The sequence below is a fragment of the Pseudomonas sp. B21-028 genome (assembly GCF_024749045.1).
GTDB lineage: Bacteria > Pseudomonadota > Gammaproteobacteria > Pseudomonadales > Pseudomonadaceae > Aquipseudomonas.
In genome coordinates, this window is the sequence record NZ_CP087184.1 from 3,923,685 (window position 1) to 3,941,104 (window position 17,420).

Sequence of the window (17,420 nt, forward strand, 5' to 3'; positions counted from 1 at the left end):
GGATTTCTCTCGCGAATGCACGCCAGGACAACCCCTCCATTGAGCCGGACTATATAGTAATACTATTTACCCAACAACACTTCCAAACCGCGCAAATTGCGCTTATGTTACGCTTCATCCAGAAAAATATAGTCATACAATAAGAGAATCGATCATGTCTGATAAAAAGCCCTCCCTGCGCTCGGCCCAATGGTTTGGAACCGCCGACAAAAATGGCTTCATGTACCGCAGCTGGATGAAAAATCAGGGCATCGCCGACCATCAGTTCCATGGCAAGCCGATCATCGGTATCTGCAACACCTGGTCAGAGCTGACCCCGTGCAATGCGCATTTCCGGCAGATCGCCGAGCACGTCAAGCGCGGAGTGATCGAAGCCGGGGGCTTCCCGGTGGAATTCCCGGTGTTTTCCAACGGTGAATCGAACCTGCGCCCTACCGCCATGCTGACCCGCAACCTGGCGAGCATGGACGTGGAAGAGGCCATTCGCGGCAACCCGATCGACGGCGTGGTGCTGCTCACCGGCTGCGACAAGACCACCCCCGCCCTGCTGATGGGCGCCGCCAGCTGTGACGTACCGGCCATCGTCGTCACCGGTGGCCCGATGCTCAACGGCAAGCACAAGGGCCAGGACATCGGTTCGGGCACGGTGGTCTGGCAATTGAGCGAACAGGTGAAGGCCGGCACCATCACCCTCGACGATTTCCTCGCGGCCGAGGGCGGCATGTCCCGCTCGGCCGGTACCTGCAACACCATGGGGACCGCCTCGACGATGGCCTGCATGGCCGAAGCCCTCGGCACGTCGCTGCCCCATAACGCCGCGATTCCGGCCGTGGATGCGCGTCGCTATGTCCTGGCCCATATGTCCGGCATGCGCGCCGTGGAAATGGTTCGTGAAGACTTGCGGCTGTCGAAGATCCTGACCAAGGAAGCTTTTGAAAACGCCATCCGCGTCAATGCGGCCATCGGTGGCTCCACCAACGCGGTGATCCATCTCAAAGCCATCGCCGGGCGTATCGGCGTGCAACTGGACCTGGACGACTGGACCCGCATCGGTCGTGGCATGCCGACCATCGTCGACCTGCAACCGTCCGGACGCTTCCTGATGGAAGAGTTCTACTACGCCGGTGGCCTGCCCGCCGTGCTACGTCGCCTCGGTGAAGCCAACCTGATCCCCCACCCGGACGCCCTGACCGTCAACGGCAAAAGCCTCGGCGAAAACACCAAGGAAGCCCCGATCTACGGTCAGGACGAAGTCATCCGCACCCTGGACAACCCGATCCGCGCCGATGGCGGTATCTGCGTACTGCGCGGCAATCTGGCGCCATTGGGAGCGGTGCTCAAACCCTCCGCCGCCACCCCCGAGCTGATGCAGCATCGCGGTCGCGCGGTGGTGTTCGAGAACTTCGACGAGTACAAGGCGCGGATCAACGACCCGGAACTGGATGTGGATGCCGACTCGATCCTGGTCATGAAGAACTGCGGGCCCAAGGGTTACCCAGGCATGGCCGAAGTGGGCAACATGGGCTTGCCGGCCAAGCTGCTGGCCCAGGGCGTGACCGACATGGTGCGAATTTCCGATGCACGCATGAGCGGCACCGCCTATGGCACCGTGGTGCTGCACGTGGCACCAGAGGCCGCGGCCGGCGGTCCTCTTGCAGCGGTCAAGGAAGGTGATTTCATCGAGCTGGATTGCGCCAGCGGCCGGCTGCACCTGGACATTTCCGATGCCGAACTGGCCGCGCGCCTGGCCGACCTGACCCCGCCCCAGCAACTGCTGGTGGGCGGCTACCGTCAGCTGTACATAGACCATGTACTGCAAGCGGACCAGGGCTGCGATTTCGACTTCCTGGTGGGCTGCCGCGGCGCCGAGGTGCCGCGACACTCCCATTGACCATCAGCCCCTGTGGGGCTTTTGTGGGAGCTGAGCTTGCTCGCGATAGCGGTGTAACAGACAACAGAGATGTTGACTGGAAAGGCCTCATCGCGAGCAAGCTCAGCTCCCACAAAAGCCCCACAATGGATCGGCATCTAAATCAAAAATCGCACTAGCGACCCGCCCTCGCTGCGCCTGCTATCATGCGCAGCATCTCCCCCACAGGATCGCGCCGCGCCCCATGGATTACCGCAAACCCTCCGACCGCAAAAGCATGCACGCACGCATCGTCCAGGAACTGGGCATGCAGATCGTGTCCGGACGCTTCAAGCCCGACGACAAATTGCCCGCCGAAGCCTTGCTGTGCGAGGAATACGCCGTGAGCCGTCCGGTACTGCGTGAAGCCACGCGGGTATTGGTCGCCAAGGGCCTGGTGTATTCGCGGCCGCGAGTGGGCACGGTGGTCAAGGCCCGGCGTGAATGGCACATGCTTGACCCGGACGTGCTGCACTGGCTGATGCAGAGCAGCCCGCAGAACGAATTCTTCGGGTTGCTCACCAGCGTGCGCAGCATCATCGAACCGGCCGCCGCCGCCCTGGCCGCACAGTTCGCCACCGACGCCGACATCGCATCCATCCGCGAAGCCTACGAGCGCATGGACGCGGCACCGACGCCCGAAGCCCTGCTGCAACCGGACCTGGATTTCCATAGCCGGATCGCCGACGCCACCCACAACGACCTGCTCGCCAACCTGTGCAACATGTTGTCGGTGGCCATCGCCGAAGCGCTCAAGCACTCCAACCAGCGACCCAACCTGCATGAACTGGCGATGCCACGGCACAAGGCGATCCTCACCGCCATCGAGAACCGTGACGCCCTCGGCGCCCGCCATGCGACGCTGGTGCAACTGGATGATGCCCGCAGTGCACTGAACGTGGTGCTGGGCAACGACCACAGCTGATCCTCCGCCATCGTTGCCGAACAGGCCTGGCACACTCCTTCCCTGGCGCGGTGGTATCTATCTACCACCCGCACCAGACTGAGCAGTCGATACTTTTCTCGCCGTCATCCCGACGGCCATGTTTTGTGAAAAGGACTTCTCATGACCGCCCCCTCCTCTGCCGGTTCGATCCCCGCGCTGGCCCAAAGTGTCAGCCTGCAATTCGCCAGTCGCCCGACCCTCGAACAGGTCGCCCGGCGCATGCTCGAACAAGCGATCAAGAAAAGAGACCCCTGGCTGGAGATCGACCTCTCCAAGACACAATTGGCAATGCCGGACCCAGCCACCCGCGGTTGGCATTTCCGGCCCTTGATGTCCGCGGTCCTCGATTACCTGGCCAGCGGCACGCCCCCGGACTTCGACCCACAGGGAGCACTTGACTGTTTTCTCTCCGACAGCCCGCCACGCCGCCTTTGGTCAGGCGCTCGGGGACTGGACATGCAGCTCATCAAGAAATCCATACTTGAACTGGCCTGGACACTGCCGATCGGGCTGGAAGATGCGCTGGTCCGCTACTGGAACGAGGACATCGGCAGCGCTGACCAAACCGCTGCGAGCAGCCGCTGGCGCTGGCTCAGCGACGTACTCAGGAACACATTGAGCATCCGCGGGCTGCAACAGCCCGGGCTCACGGATACGGCGCGGGAGGCCCTGGACCAGATTGTCCGTTGGCCGGACCGGGCGCTGCGCTTATGTCTCGACCGACAGGCACCTGTGTACGCCTACCAACTGGAAACCTGGCTCACCCGGGGCGCCAGCCGCAGCGTGCTGGTCAGCGGCAATATCCTCCTGGTCCGCGTCAAGAACGGCAGCACCGAACTCCTGCTGTGCAGCCCCGGCAACGCCGTGCAGTCCTTTGCCTGCCTGGAGGCCTTCAACCAGCATTGGGGCGAATGGATTGCCAGCCTGTACACCGTCGACACCATCACCTGCCAACGCTACGAGATCAGCGGCAACGTCTTCGAGCGCCAGGCGGCGCTGTTGCTGGAGCAGCAATTGGCCGACCTGAAGGCTGTGCGACTGCCCGCCCGGATCGACCTGCCGGAGCTGAAGCGCCTCTACGCCGACTTGAGCGACCCGGCCCGCTCGCTGCTGGAGGCGCCCCGACCGTCGCCCGACACCTCGTTACGCCTTGGGCCGCTGTTGCCCGAATGGCTGAAAAACGCCTCCATCGTCGACCAGACGACATTCCAGCACTACAGCCTGGCCCTGGCCAGCGCCAAAAGGCGCCACCAGGGCCAGACCTTCCTCGGCGGCATCGACGACATCAAGGCCTTTACCGCCGACGCCTTGCTCAGTCGCCTGCGGGATGCCAACGACAGCCGCGCGGACAAGCTGCCATCGAGCCGCTACCAGCCCGACGATGTGCTGCTGACGTTCAGCGTGTCCGCAGGCTATCCGGGAACCATCGGTCTGACCGAGAAACGGCAGATGAGCCTCACCGAACTGGCCATCCACAATCTCGTCGCCCGCCCCAGCGGCACTTTCACCCTCAGCCATCGCCTGGGCCAGACGCTGCCGGCCTGGCTGACGCCGGGGTTCATAACCCGGTTGATCGAACAGGTCGATATTGGCGCGACCTATCCTCGCTATTTGCAACAGCACTTACTCGGCGAATCGCCCCAGGCACAGAACCGGCAACGAATCTTCGCCGAGCAGCTCCCGGCGCAACTGATGCTCGAAGCCCTGAAGCAGAACCTGAACCACGAAAACGGCATGACCCGCCAGGGCCTGCGCCGGTTGGAAGCCGTCCTCCAGCCCGACGCGGCGGGCCAGCAGGTCGACGGTCGCCCGGTGGTCATTCGCCACCTGGGTCTGCTGCGCAAGCCCCAAGCCCAGCCCGATATCGTGAGCAACATGTTCATCATCGAAGCGCAGGACATCACTAGCGGCCCGCACCTGTTGTATCGGCCGCTCTACGCGCCCTCGCTGCAGGAGTTCGCGACACGCGAAGCATTGCTGCAGGCCATTGCCGCCCCTGGGAAACTGCAGGAAAGCCTCCTGACCTGGTTGCCCGACGCCGCACGCCCGATCTACGCCAACGGCGGATTCCTGGAACCGCATATCGTGCGGTTCTTCAGCGGTGACGAATTCAGTGTTCCCGACAAACCCGCCCCAGCCACCCTCGCCGTCGACGATACCCGCGGCGAGCTGCTGCAATCGCTGCACAACGGCGAGCTGATGCAGTACCTCTACGGTTGCAACGCCCAGGCCCTGGTCACCCAGGCCGACCGGGACTCGGTGTCCAACAGCGAGAGCCGCTGGGCGGTGTTGCTCGAAGGTGGCGGCCTGTTGTTCAACACCTTGCTGTTTCCCTTGCTGCGCGGCCCGGCCATGACCACCGTCTGGCTCTGGAACCTGATGGCCAGCGCCCAACAGGACATTCCGGCGCTGACCGGCGAGGACCCGGTGGCCCGGGAGCTTGCTGCAGTCGATCTGCTGGTCAACCTGACCCTGCTGGTGAGCCAACTGCCCTCCGGCCATGGGCCAGCGGCGCGGGCGAGCGTGCCCGAATCGATTAAGGAACAAGCCATGCGCCCCCCCGCGCCACGCGCCATTGCCGAGCAGTGGCCTGCACCGGCGGCGCCCATCCTCTTGGAGGGTACCGTGACAGTGCCTGACGCCAACATCAATACGGGTGGGCGCCTGGACTTCAATTTCGTCAGGGCCGGTGGCCAACCGACGCCGCAACAACGGGCGCGATTGCAGCATTTGCAAGTGCCACGCCCCACCTCGCCACCCGACCCCATTGAGAACGGCCCGTTCAAAGGCCTGTACGTGATCGACAGCAAATAGCATGCCGAGGTCGAAGGCGCCTTCTATCGAGTCACGCCCGAATACGATGGTAGTGCAACCATCGTCGACCCACTCGCTCCGCTCGACGTCGACAAGAACGGCCCGCCGTTGCGAGTCGATGCCCAGGGCCATTGGCACCTGGATCTGCGTTTGCGCCTGCTCGGCGGTTCACCGCCCAAGCGGGTGGAAGCACAGCGCCGTATCAACCTGGAGCGGGCCCAACAGTTGACCGATGAATTCGACCAGTTAGTGGCACGAGATGCCGATCGACAAAAAGCCCTGGACGTGGCCCTGCAAGTCATGACCCGGACCGAGGAAGGCGGCAACTACACCGAAGCCCAGCGGGCGGCGAAACGCAAGATTTTCTATGACCTGCTCCAGGAGCAGACCGAGATGTACCTGACGCTGGCGAACAGTGCGGCCGAACGCACCAGCCTGGGCATCGGTTTTCCATCTGGCTACATGCACGTGCTCATGGAAAACTTGATCAACAATGCTCGCAAGGCATTCCTGATCACCGAAAAGGAGCGCGTGGCCCTCTATCGGACACATCCCCAGTATGGAGAGCATGGCGACATCAGAGAAATTCTCGCCCGCGACTTCGAAGCCTACATGAAGTTTCTCGACACCAAGAGCGACATCAATGACCGAGCGACCCACTGGCTGGAACTCAAGGACGATTACCTCGAGCGGCTATTGAACCTCGATGCGTCGGGCGCACGAGCGTTCGAACGGCTGACCCGCAACCGCCCCCTGGACGAGAGAAATGCCATCGGCAGCAAAATCCTGCAACTCGCCACGCTCCCCATACTGTCGGTGAAAAACCGGCAACCCCTCCTGGCCGACCGCATGCTTCGCATTCTCATGCCATTGATGGAGCACATGCGTTCTCACGACTACCTGAGAAGCTACGACCCCTCCCCGTCGGAAAAGCTCGAAGTGCTGGAAAGCCTGACCGAGCACTACGGCAAGACTCTGGATACGTTGAAAGGGACAAAAGCCCTTTATCTGGATGACATCAACGAATCCTATTTCGACAGACTGGTCAAACTGGTCGAGGGCCTTTACCAGGACGTCTCCGGAAAACTCGCCGCTGAAATCAAACCCGAGCCAAAGCCGCGCAAGCGCGCGCCGAAACGCCCCAGGACCGGCGCCGGGCTCTCGCAGAAAAAGTTGATCAGGACCCGCCACAATGGCGTCTTGATCGGCGACCTGAAACCCGCCGGCACGAGCCTGCCAATCGAAGTCGTCGAGATGCGTTCCGAAGGCGACAACCAGATACTTGCCACCTATTCGCGCCACGAGGATGTCTGGGACGTGGTCGATGTACGCCGCCCGACCCCGGCGCCCCAGACGCGATCGATCAAGGCGATCCGGGCCCATGCACGAGAATTGCTGGACGAGCTGGGCAAGCGTATGAACCGCGCTGAAAGCTACAAGACCCACTGCCGCCATCCTCAGGAAATCGAGGAAATCCTCAACAATGAGGCGAGTCACTTCCGCACGCTTTCCGAAGAGCTCGACCGGGCGCTCACCGCATCGCCAGCCTCGCGCACTCCGGCAACCGAAGCGCTGGGCCGACTGCTGTCAGACGCCGCCACCCAGCTGACCACCAAGGGCAGCGACCTGCGCACCGAATTGAGCCTGAAACTGCCGCCCACCGACGGCAACCTTCGCTTCCTGTTCGAGAAGAACCTGATCCAGGTGGCCCGGCTCGGCGACCGCACGGCTCTGCAAGGAACCCGCAAGGATTTCCTCCAGGAATACGCCATCAACGACCGTGACGGTTTTCCGATCTGGTACGCGCACTTTCATTACGCAGCGGCCGACACGCCGAAAGACAACTTCAGCGTCGCGCACCTCAAGACCAAGGAACAACGCAAGGAGCACTACCACTCAATGCTGGCCAAAGCCACCAGCCCTTATGCGGTGGTGAATGTTCATCGAGGACAGATCAGCAAGTCGATGGCGCAGGGCAGGTTCTTGCCGCTGGCGCCTTGATTGCCATCGACAGAAGCTAGGCGCCGTTCCTGTGGCGAGGGGATTCATCCCCGCTGGACTGCAAAGCAGTCCCATACCTGACACACCGGAGTGTCAGGTTGATTGAGGTGGCAGAGTTGGGGTCGCTTCGCGACCCAGCGGGGATGAATCCCCTCGCCACAGGGTGATTTGCCAGGCTGATCCATCAATGGGCAAATCAGGAACCGCGCCAACGCCGGCAGCAGCCACAGCGCCGAACATGTCCCACAGCAACATGAAGGTGACGCTGCTCCTGTGGCGAGGGGATTCATCCCCGCCGGACTGCAAAGCAGTCCCAAAACCTGACACACCGGAGTGTCAGTTAATTGAGATGGCAGAGTTGGGGTCGCTTCGCAACCCAGCGGGGATAAATCCCCTCGCCACAGGGTGACTCGCCAGGCTCATCCATCAAAGGGCAAATCAGGAACTGCGCCAGCGCCGGCAGCAGCCACAGCGCGCCGAACATGTTCCACAACAACATGAAGGTGACGCTGCTCCTGTGGCGAGGGGATTTATCCCCGCTGGACTGCAAAGCAGTCCCAAAACCTGACACACCGGAGTGTCAGGTTGATTGAGGTGCCAGAGTTGGGGTCGCTTCGCGACCCAGCGGGGATAAATCCCCTCGCCACAGGGTGATTCGCCAGGCTTATCCATCAATGGGCAAATCAGAAACCGCGCCAACGCCGGCAGCAGCCACAGCGCGCCCTCATGTCCCACAGCAACATGAAGGTGACGCTGCTCCTGTGGCGAGGGGATTTATCCCCGCTGGACTGCAAAGCAGTCCCAAAACCTGACACACCAGTGTGTCAGGTTGATTGAGGTGCCAGAGTTGGGGTCGCTTCGCAACCCAGCGGGGATGAATCCCCTCGCCACAGGGTGACTCGCCAGGCTCATCCATCAAAGGGCAAATCAGGAACCGCGCCAACGCTGGCAGCAGCCACAGCGCCGAACATGTCCCACAGCAACATGAAGGTGACGCTGCTCTCGTGGCGAGGGGATTCATCCCCGCCGGACTGCAAAGCAGTCCCAAAACCTGACACACCGGAGTGTCAGGTTGATTGAGGTGCCAGAGTTGGGGTCGCTTCGCGACCCAGCGGGGATGAATCCCCTCGCCACAGGGTGACTCGCCAGGCTTATCCATCAATGGGCAAATCAGGAACCGCGCCAACGCCGGCAGCAGCCACAGCGCCGAACATGTCCCACAGCAACATGAAGGTGACGCTGCTCTCGTGGCGAGGGGATTCATCCCCGCCGGACTGCAAAGCAGTCCCAAAACCTGACACACCGGAGTGTCAGGTTGATTGAGGTGCCAGAGTTGGGGTCGCTTCGCGACCCAGCGGGGATGAATCCCCTCGCCACAGGGTGATTTGCCAGGCTCATCCATCAAAGGGCAAATCAGGAACCGCTCCAGCGCCGGCAGCGGCCACAGCGCGCCCTCATGTCCCACAGCAACATGAAGGTGACGCTGCTCCTGTGGCGAGGGGATTTATCCCCGCTGGACTGCAAAGCAGTCCCAAAACCTGACACATCAGTGTGTCAGGTTAATTGAGATGGCAGAGTTGGGGTCGCTTCGCAACCCAGCGGGGATGAATCCCCTCGCCACAGGGTGATTTGCCAGGCTTATCCATCAATGGGCAAATCAGGAACCGCGCCAACGCCGGCAGCAGCCACAGCGCCGAACATGTCCCACAGCAACATGAAGGTGACGCTGCTCTTGTGGCGAGGGGATTTATCCCCGCTGGACTGCAAAGCAGTCCCAAAACCTGACACACCAGTGTGTCAGGTTAATTGAGGTGGCAGAGTTGGGGTCGCTTCGCAACCCAGCGGGGATGAATCCCCTCGCCACAGGGTGATTTGCCAGGCTTATCCATCAATGGGCAAATCAGGAACCGCGCCAACGCCGGCAGCAGCCACAGCGCCGAACATGTCCCACAGCAACATGAAGGTGACGCTGCTCCTGTGGCGAGGGGATTTATCCCCGCTGGACTGCAAAGCAGTCCCAAAACCTGACACATCAGTGTGTCAGGTTAATTGAGGTGGCAGAGTTGGGGTCGCTTCGCGACCCAGCGGGGATAAATCCCCTCGCCACAGGGTGATTTGCCAGGCTCATTCATCAATGGGCAAACAACGAATTCCCCCGCTGCCCCGCCAGCTTCTCCGGCTTGATCAGGAACCGAGCCAACGCCGGCAGTAGCCACAGCGCGCCGAACATGTTCCACAGCAACATGAAGGTCAGCATCAAGCCCATGTCCGCCTGGAACTTGATGGCCGAGAAGATCCAGGTGCACACACCGATCGCCAGGCACAGGCCGGTGAACAGCACGGCTTTACCGGTGGACTTCAGCGTCTGGTAATAAGCTTCCTGCAACGGCAATCCAGCCCGCAGGAAGCTTTCCAGGCGGCTGTAGATGTAGATGCCATAGTCCACGCCAATCCCCACCCCCAGCGCCACCACCGGCAGGGTCGCGACTTTCACGCCAATGCCCATGAAAGCCATCAGGGCGTTGCCCAGCACCGAGGTCAGCACCAGCGGCAGCACGATGCACAGGGTCGCCGCCCAGGAGCGGAAGGTGATCATGCACATGGTTGCCACGCAGATGTACACCAGGATCAGGATGGTCAGTTCCGATTCCTTGATCACTTCGTTGGTGGCCGCTTCGATACCGGCGTTACCGGCGGCCAGGATGAACTCCAGGCCATCGCGGTTGTTTTCCTTGGCGAAGGTCTGCACCGCCTTCACCGCACGGTCCAGGGTCTCGGCCTTGTGGTCGTTGAGGAACACCAGCACCGGTGCCAGGGAACAGCTGTTGTTGTACAGGCCATCGGCCCGGGCGATAGAGTTGTTCAGCACGTCAGGGTTGCGCGACAGGGTTTCCCATTTCAGGTTGCCCTCGTTCATGCCCTTGATCATCTGCTTGGACACGGTCACCAGGGAAATCGCCGACTGCACGCCCTCGGTGTTCTGCATCTTCCACATCAGCTCGTCGATCGGCGCCATGGCTTCATAGCGTGAGCAGCCTTCGGTCTTGGTCTTGACCATCACCACCAGCACGTCGGAACTGGTGGAGTAATTGCTGATGATGAAGTTGTTGTCCTGGTTGTAACGCGAGTCCGGACGCAGTTCCGGCGCACCCTGGTCGAGGTCGCCGATCTTCAGGTTCTGGCTGTACCACAGGCCTCCACCGAAGGCGATCACCGCCAGGGCAATGGACACCGGCGCGACCTTGGCGCTGGCGAAGTTCGACAGCGACCGCCAGAACGGATGCTCGCGGGTCGCGTCTTTCTTGCTGCGCTCGATGGCGCGCTTGCTGATGCCCACGTAGGAAATGGCCACCGGCAGCAGGATCAGGTTGGTGAACACGATCACCGCCACACCGATGGACGCCCCGATGGCCAGCTCGCGGATCACGCCGATGTCGATGATCAGCAAAGTAATGAACCCCACCGCATCCGCCAGGATCGCGATCATCCCCGGCAGGAACAGTTGCCGGAAAGTGCGCCGCGCCGCCGTCAGGGCGTTGTCCGCCTCGCTGGACTGCAAGGCGATGCCGTTGATTTTCTGCACCCCGTGGGAAATCCCGATAGCGAAGATCAGGAACGGCACCAGCATCGAGTAGGGATCGAGGCCGAACCCGGCGGCGTGCATCAACCCCAGTTGCCAGACCACCGCCACCAGCGTGGTGCTCAACACCGCGATGGTGCTGCGCATGCAGTGGGTGAACCAGTACAGCAGGATCAGGGTAATGACGAAGGCCACGCCGAAGAACATCACCACCATGATCAGGCCATCGATCAGGTCGCCGACCTTCTTCGCGAAACCGACAATGTGGATCTGTACGTTGGGGTTCTGGGCTTCGAACTTGTGGCGGATCTTGTCTTCGAGCTCGTGGGAGAATTTCTGGTAGTCCAGTTTCAGCAACTTGCCCTGGTCCTGGGGATCCGGGTAGGACTCCAGCAACGGGATGTCGACGATGCTCGATTTGAAATCGTTGGCCACCAGCCGCCCGACCTGGCCGGACTTGAGCACGTTGTTGCGCAGCAGGTCGAGGCTGTCGGCCGAACCGTTGTAGCTCTGGGGGATTACCTCACCGCCGGCGAAGCCCTCCTCCGTCACTTCGGTCCAGCGCACGCTCGGGCTCCACAGCGACTTGAGGCCGGAGCGGTCGACGCCGGAGATGTAGAAGACCTCGTCATGGATCTGGCGCAGGGTCTCCATGTAGTCCTTGGAGAAGATGTCGCCGTTGGTGGCTTCCACGGAAATCCGCACGGTGTTGCCAAGGTTCGCCAGGTCGTTGCGATGTTCGAGCATCTTCTCGATGAACGGATGCTCAAGGGGGATCATTTTTTCGAAGCTGGTGGACGGACGGATCAGCGTGGCCTGCCAGAACAGAAAAAGGCTGACCAGCAGGCAAATGACGATCACTGCCGGGCGGTTGTTGAAAATCAGGCGCTCGAGGAACGTCGCCTTGTCTTGGTGATGACTGCTCATGGGGTCCGCCTTCTTGTTATTGTGCCCGACTCATATGCGCGGCTCATTTGTTCAGTTCAGCGCCGCTGGCCGTGGTGATGCGCACACCCCCCTGTCCGGCTAGGACCAGGTTGCCATTGCCCGCCGCCGTGACGGCCGCCACGGAAATCCGGTCCGAACGGTTGAAGACGCTGAAGGTCACGCCGTCGTCGGTGCTGCGCACCACGCTGCCGCCGTTGCCGACGATCACGATGGAACCGTCCGGCAACAAGGTCGCCCCTGACAGGCCGAACTCCAGGGCGCCCCGGGCGGCCTTGAGCTCGACCTGCTCCCAGGAGCCGCCGAAATCGGTGGAGCGATAGAGGTTGCCGCGCAAGCCGTAGGCCAGCAGCGTCGAAGGCTGGGCGGTGCCGATGACGCCGAACAGCGAACCTTCGTACGGGCCTTCGAGCTTCTCCCAGGTCTGGCCCTCGTCGGCGGAGCGGAACATGCTGCCGGCCTCGCCGACGATGAACAGCCCGGCGTCCTTTACCGCAGTGATGGCGTTGAGGTGGAACTGATCTTCGTTGTCGAGGCGGTCGCTGGCGTCTTCCCAGTGCTTGCCACCGTCGGTGGTTTCGAGCAACGCGCCGTAGGCGCCCACGGCGAACCCCTGGCTGGCATCCTTGAACCAGACGTCCAGCAGCGGCGCTTCACGGGTGAGGTCTTCGAACTGTCGGGTCCAGGTGCTGCCACCGTCTTCGCTGGCGAGGATCTGCGCATCGTGCCCCACGGCCCAGCCATGCTTGTCATCGACGAAGAATACGGCTGTGAGCAGTTGGCGGGTCGGCACCTTGGCCTGGGTCCAGGAACGGCCCTGGTCGTCGGAATAGACAATGTGCCCACGATCACCGACCGCCACCAGGCGCTGGCCGGCGTGGACGACGTCGAGCATCAGGGTCTTGCTGGCCTTGGCCGACTCGACCGAATAGATGACGTCGGTTGTCGTGGCTGCAACGGCCAGCGCCGGAGCCGACAACACCACAGAGCCCAGCAGCGAGAGCGCCGAGGCCAGCAACGCGACTCGGCGCAGCACCGGCTGGCGGGCGCGACCCATGGCCATGACAGGCTCGTTCATAGACCTTTCCCCCATTATTATTGTTAGGCCATGCGGCCTTTCAGGGCGCCGTAGGCAGCTCGATCGGGGCGCAAACCTGCAATCTAGAGCCACTTCGGAAGCTGACCTATCCTATCGGGCTTTCGGAAGACCTGACAATCGACGCCGCGTTATCTTTTGTTAACCAGGGGGGTTGGCGCAGGGGGTGAATGACGGGGTATTCGGTGGGGTGATAAGCGGGAATTTCGGAACGGGCATTGTGGTGCGCCCAATCGCGAGCAGGCTCGCTCCCACAGGGGATCTCGGATGATCACACGATGTGTGTTCACTGAAGATCTACTGTGGGAGCGAGCCTGCTCGCGATTGAAGCGCCGCGGTCTACCAGGCAAACCGCGGCCTCAAGGTCAAGCCAGACTCTTGCTCACCACCTCGAACACATCGCTGGACAACCCGCCGGATGCCAGGATGCGCTCCAGCTCGGCTTTCATCAGCGCCTGGCGGGCGCTGTCGTATTTGCGCCAGCGGGTCAGCGGCGCCAGTTGTCGCGAGGCGATCTGCGGGTTGAAGCCGTTGAGCTGGATGACCAGGTCCGCCAGGAAGCGATAACCCGAGCCGTCGGCGGCGTGGAAGTTGATCAGGTTCTGCCCGGCGAATGCACCGATCAGCGCCCGCACCTTGTTCGGGTTCTTGATGTTGAACGCCGGATGCTCCATCAGCGCCTTGACCCGCGCCAGCCCACCCGGCAGCGGGCTGCCGGCCTGGACGCTGAACCACTGGTCCATGACCAGCGGGTTGCCCTTGAAGTTCTCCGCGAACACTTCCAGCGCCTGGGCCTTCTCGGTTTCGTACGGAGAATTGACCAGCACCGCCAGCGCCGTGAGGCGTTCGGTCATGTTATCGGCGCTGTCGAATTGCTCCAGGGTGGCACTCAACACCTCGGGCTTGTCCGTCAGCATCAGGTATGACAGGGCGATGTTCTGCAATGCTCGACGGGCAAAATGCTCGGCTTCGGCCACATACGGTGTGCGCTTCGACAAGTCGCGGTTGGCCTCGTAGCGCAACCACAAGGCTTCGAACAGGTTGTCGGCCAGTTGCTGGCGAGCGAACTCACGGGCGGCATGGATCGCCTCGACGTCGGCCACTTCGCTGATTTCCGTCAGATAGGCTTCGCTTGGCAGCGAGAGCATTTCCGCGACCATGGCCTGATCCAGGGATTCGTCCGACAGTACTGTGCGCAATGCGCTGACCAGACGTGGGTCCAGTACCAGGCTCTCGCCCTTCTGATGCTGGGCAATCAGTTCCTGCAACACCTGCACAGACAGTTGCTGGCCGGCATCCCAGCGGTTGAAGCCGTCGCTGTCGTGCTGCATCAGGAACATCAACTGGTCGCGGTCATAAGGGAAGCTCAGCTTCACCGGCGCCGAGAAGCCCCGCAGCAAGGACGGCAGCGGTTTTTCGGCGATGTCGACGAAGGTGAAGGTCTGCTCGGCTTCGGTCACCGAGATCACTCGGGACGTGCCGTTTGCCGCCGCCTCGCCGCTCAGGCGCAGTGGGATCTCGGCACCCTGGCTGTCCAGCAGGCCCAGCTCGACGGGAATCACGAACGGGAGTTTTTCCGCCTTGTCCGGGGTCGGCGGGCAGCTCTGGCGGAAGGTCAGGCTATAGGTCTTGGCGGCGGCATCGTAGGACTCGCTGACCGCCAGCCGTGGCGTACCGGCCTGGCTGTACCAACGCTTGAACTGGGTCAGGTCGACGCCGTTGGCATCTTCCATGGCCTTGACGAAATCGTCGCAGGTCACGGCCTGGCCGTCGTGGCGCTGGAAGTAGAGATCGCTGCCCTTGCGGAAGCCTTCTGCCCCCAGCAGCGTGTGGATCATGCCGACCACTTCCGAGCCCTTTTCATACACGGTCAGGGTGTAGAAGTTGGAAATCTCGATGAAGCTGTCCGGGCGCACCGGGTGGGCCATGGGGCCGGCGTCTTCGGCGAACTGGTGGGTACGCAGGTAGGCCACGTCCTGGATGCGCTTGACGGTGGCGGAGTTCATGTCGGCCGAGAACCCGGCGTCGCGGAACACCGTGAAGCCTTCCTTGAGCGACAGCTGGAACCAGTCGCGGCAGGTCACGCGGTTGCCCGACCAGTTATGGAAATACTCGTGGGCAACGATGGCCTCGACCCGCTGGTGCGCGGCATCGGTGGCGGTTTCGGCACGGGCCAGCACCGCGCTGGAGTTGAAGATGTTGAGGCCCTTGTTCTCCATGGCGCCCATGTTGAAGTCGTTGACCGCGACGATCATGAAGATGTCCAGATCGTATTCACGGCCGTACACCTCCTCGTCCCAGCGCATGGACTTCTTCAGGCTGGTCATCGCGTGCTGGCATTTGTCGATGTTTTCCGGCTCGACGTAGATGCGCAGCGCCACGGTGCGTTCGGTCATGGTGGTGAAGGTGTCTTCGACGCACCACAGGTCACCGGCCACCAGGGCGAACAGGTAGGCAGGCTTCTTGAACGGGTCTTCCCAGGTCACCCAGTGCCGGCCGTCTTCGCCGGGGCCGCTGGCAATCGGGTTGCCGTTGGACAGCAGCACCGGATAGCTGTGCTGCTCGGCCACCACGGTGGTGGTGAACTTGCTCATGACATCCGGACGGTCGAGATAGTAGGTGATCTTGCGGAAACCTTCGGCCTCGCACTGGGTGCAGAACATCCCGCCGGACTTGTACAGGCCCTCCAGGGCCGTGTTGGTTTCCGGGTGGATCCGCACGGTGGTGTCGACCGTGAAAGTCTTGGCCTTGGGTTGCACGGTCAGGTGGCTGTCGTCCAACTGGTAGTCGGCCGACGCCAGGTCGGTGTCGTCGAGCTTGACGGAGACCAGCTCCAGATGCTGCCCGTCGAGCACCAGCGGCGGCAGCCCGGCACCGCGCTCGGGGTTGCGACGCATCACCAGTTGCGCATGGACCAGGCTGTGGTCCTCGAACAACTCGAAGGTCAGGTGTGTCTCGTCGATCAGGTACTCGGGAGCCTGATAGTCCTTCAGGTAGATCAACTTCGGTTGTTCGGTGCGCATGGGTCGAATCCTTCTACTGATGCACGGCGAGCTGGTAAGCCGTGTATTTACGAATGTTGATCACGCCGGTGTCGAAAATCAGGTACTGGCCCTTGATCCCCAGCAGCGTGCCTTCGGCAATCGGGTCCTTGTCCAGGTTGAAGCTGACGATCTTGGCCGGATATTGCTCCACCGGATAACGGATCTCGAGCGGTTCGACGTCCGCTATGGTCTGGATCGCCTGCAGGCCGAATCGTTCCTGCAAGCCCTGCAATCCCGGGGCGCAACTTTCAAACAACGAATCGCGGATCCGCGGCAGATCCACCGCAACCGCATCGCCCTTGAGCAAGGCGCGCCAGTTGGTCTTGTCCGCCACCTGGCTGCGGAACAGGTCTTCGACGAACCCCGACTGCTGACGCGTGGCCACCCGCAGGATCGGCAACGCCTGGCTCGCGCCCTGGTCCAGCCAGCGGGTCGGCAGTTGCGTGGCGCGGGTAATCCCGACCTTCACGCCCGAGGAGTTGGCCAGGTACACCACGTGATCGGTCATGCAGAACTGCTCGCCCCACGCCGGCTCGCGGCAAGTGCCCGCCTCGAAATGGCAGCGCTCAGGGCTCATGATGCAAATATCGCATTGCGCCAGTTTGGTCATGCAGGGGTAGCAATAACCCTGGCTGAAGCTGGTCTTGGTCCGGCGTCCGCAGTGGCTGCAGTGGATCGCGCCGAGAAACTCCAGGCGCACCGTACTGCCGATCAACGGGTTGACCGGCACCTCGACATCGCCCAGGCGAAAGGCATATTGAACGGTCGGCCCATCCAGGCGCGCCGACATCTTGCTGATTGCACCGCGGCCAATCTCGATCAATGGATGGCATCCGACTTGAACAGGATGTTCGGCACCTCGATCGACTTCGACTGGCACTCCTGCGGGCCCATGTAGCCGGTGCGCTCTTCTTCGGGCAGGTTCTGGATTTCCCAGGCGATCATCGCCTGCAACGACAACTCGCGTTGTTCGGCGGTGAGCTTGTTGCCATCGGCCCATTTACCGATTTCCACGGCCAGCTTAAGGCTCTTGTAGATGTCGGGGGTGATGTTCTGGATCATTTCATTGAACGAGGACATGGGGT

Annotated in this window: 9 protein-coding genes and 3 pseudogenes; 4 read left to right on the top strand and 8 right to left on the bottom strand. The window is 61.9% G+C overall.

The window, feature by feature from the left end:
• The first annotated feature begins 154 nt into the window (after window positions 1-154).
• The 4 genes from LOY35_RS16515 to LOY35_RS16530 all read left to right on the top strand — a co-directional run bounded on the left by LOY35_RS16515 (window position 155) and on the right by LOY35_RS16530 (window position 7,670).
• The gene (locus LOY35_RS16515; RefSeq protein WP_258624873.1) at window positions 155-1,891 is read left to right on the top strand and encodes an IlvD/Edd family dehydratase; all 1,737 of its coding nucleotides are present in this window, start codon (window positions 155-157) and stop codon (window positions 1,889-1,891) included.
• Window positions 1,892-2,114: 223 nt separating this feature from the next.
• Window positions 2,115-2,834, top strand: coding sequence for a FadR/GntR family transcriptional regulator (locus LOY35_RS16520; protein WP_258624877.1), 720 nt, complete (start codon window positions 2,115-2,117; stop codon window positions 2,832-2,834).
• A gap of 141 nt (window positions 2,835-2,975) precedes the next feature.
• Window positions 2,976-5,669, top strand: coding sequence for a dermonecrotic toxin domain-containing protein (locus LOY35_RS16525; RefSeq protein WP_258624878.1), 2,694 nt, complete (start codon window positions 2,976-2,978; stop codon window positions 5,667-5,669).
• 108 nt (window positions 5,670-5,777) lie between these two features.
• Entirely contained in the window at window positions 5,778-7,670 is a 1,893-nt protein-coding gene (locus tag LOY35_RS16530; RefSeq protein ID WP_258624879.1) for a hypothetical protein, read from the top strand.
• Between the two features lie 675 nt (window positions 7,671-8,345).
• On the opposite strand, the pseudogene LOY35_RS28610 reads toward LOY35_RS16530, so the two are convergent.
• The 8 genes and pseudogenes from LOY35_RS28610 to LOY35_RS16555 form a co-directional block, all read right to left on the bottom strand.
• Window positions 8,346-8,422 (bottom strand): annotated as a pseudogene (locus LOY35_RS28610) (hypothetical protein); the annotation flags it as partial.
• 410 nt (window positions 8,423-8,832) lie between these two features.
• Window positions 8,833-8,908, bottom strand: a pseudogene (locus tag LOY35_RS28615) (hypothetical protein); the annotation flags it as partial.
• Window positions 8,909-9,472: 564 nt separating this feature from the next.
• Window positions 9,473-9,638: pseudogene (locus LOY35_RS28620) on the bottom strand (hypothetical protein); the annotation flags it as partial.
• A gap of 163 nt (window positions 9,639-9,801) precedes the next feature.
• Complete coding sequence (locus tag LOY35_RS16535; protein WP_258624880.1) at window positions 9,802-12,177, bottom strand: RND family transporter; 2,376 nt, start codon at window positions 12,175-12,177, stop codon at window positions 9,802-9,804.
• Window positions 12,178-12,220: 43 nt separating this feature from the next.
• On the bottom strand, window positions 12,221-13,273 hold the full coding sequence (locus LOY35_RS16540) for a YCF48-related protein (RefSeq protein WP_258624881.1): 1,053 nt from the start codon (window positions 13,271-13,273) through the stop codon (window positions 12,221-12,223).
• 383 nt (window positions 13,274-13,656) lie between these two features.
• A complete protein-coding gene (pepN, locus tag LOY35_RS16545; RefSeq protein ID WP_258624882.1) occupies window positions 13,657-16,314 on the bottom strand; it encodes an aminopeptidase N in 2,658 nt (885 codons plus the stop codon).
• 13 nt (window positions 16,315-16,327) lie between these two features.
• The gene (locus LOY35_RS16550) at window positions 16,328-17,158 is read right to left on the bottom strand and encodes a DUF2797 domain-containing protein (protein WP_041024165.1); all 831 of its coding nucleotides are present in this window, start codon (window positions 17,156-17,158) and stop codon (window positions 16,328-16,330) included.
• On the bottom strand, window positions 17,155-17,415 hold the full coding sequence (locus tag LOY35_RS16555) for a YeaC family protein (protein WP_041024166.1): 261 nt from the start codon (window positions 17,413-17,415) through the stop codon (window positions 17,155-17,157). Before LOY35_RS16555 ends, LOY35_RS16550 begins: the two co-directional genes overlap by 4 nt.
• Window positions 17,416-17,420 lie beyond the last annotated feature (5 nt).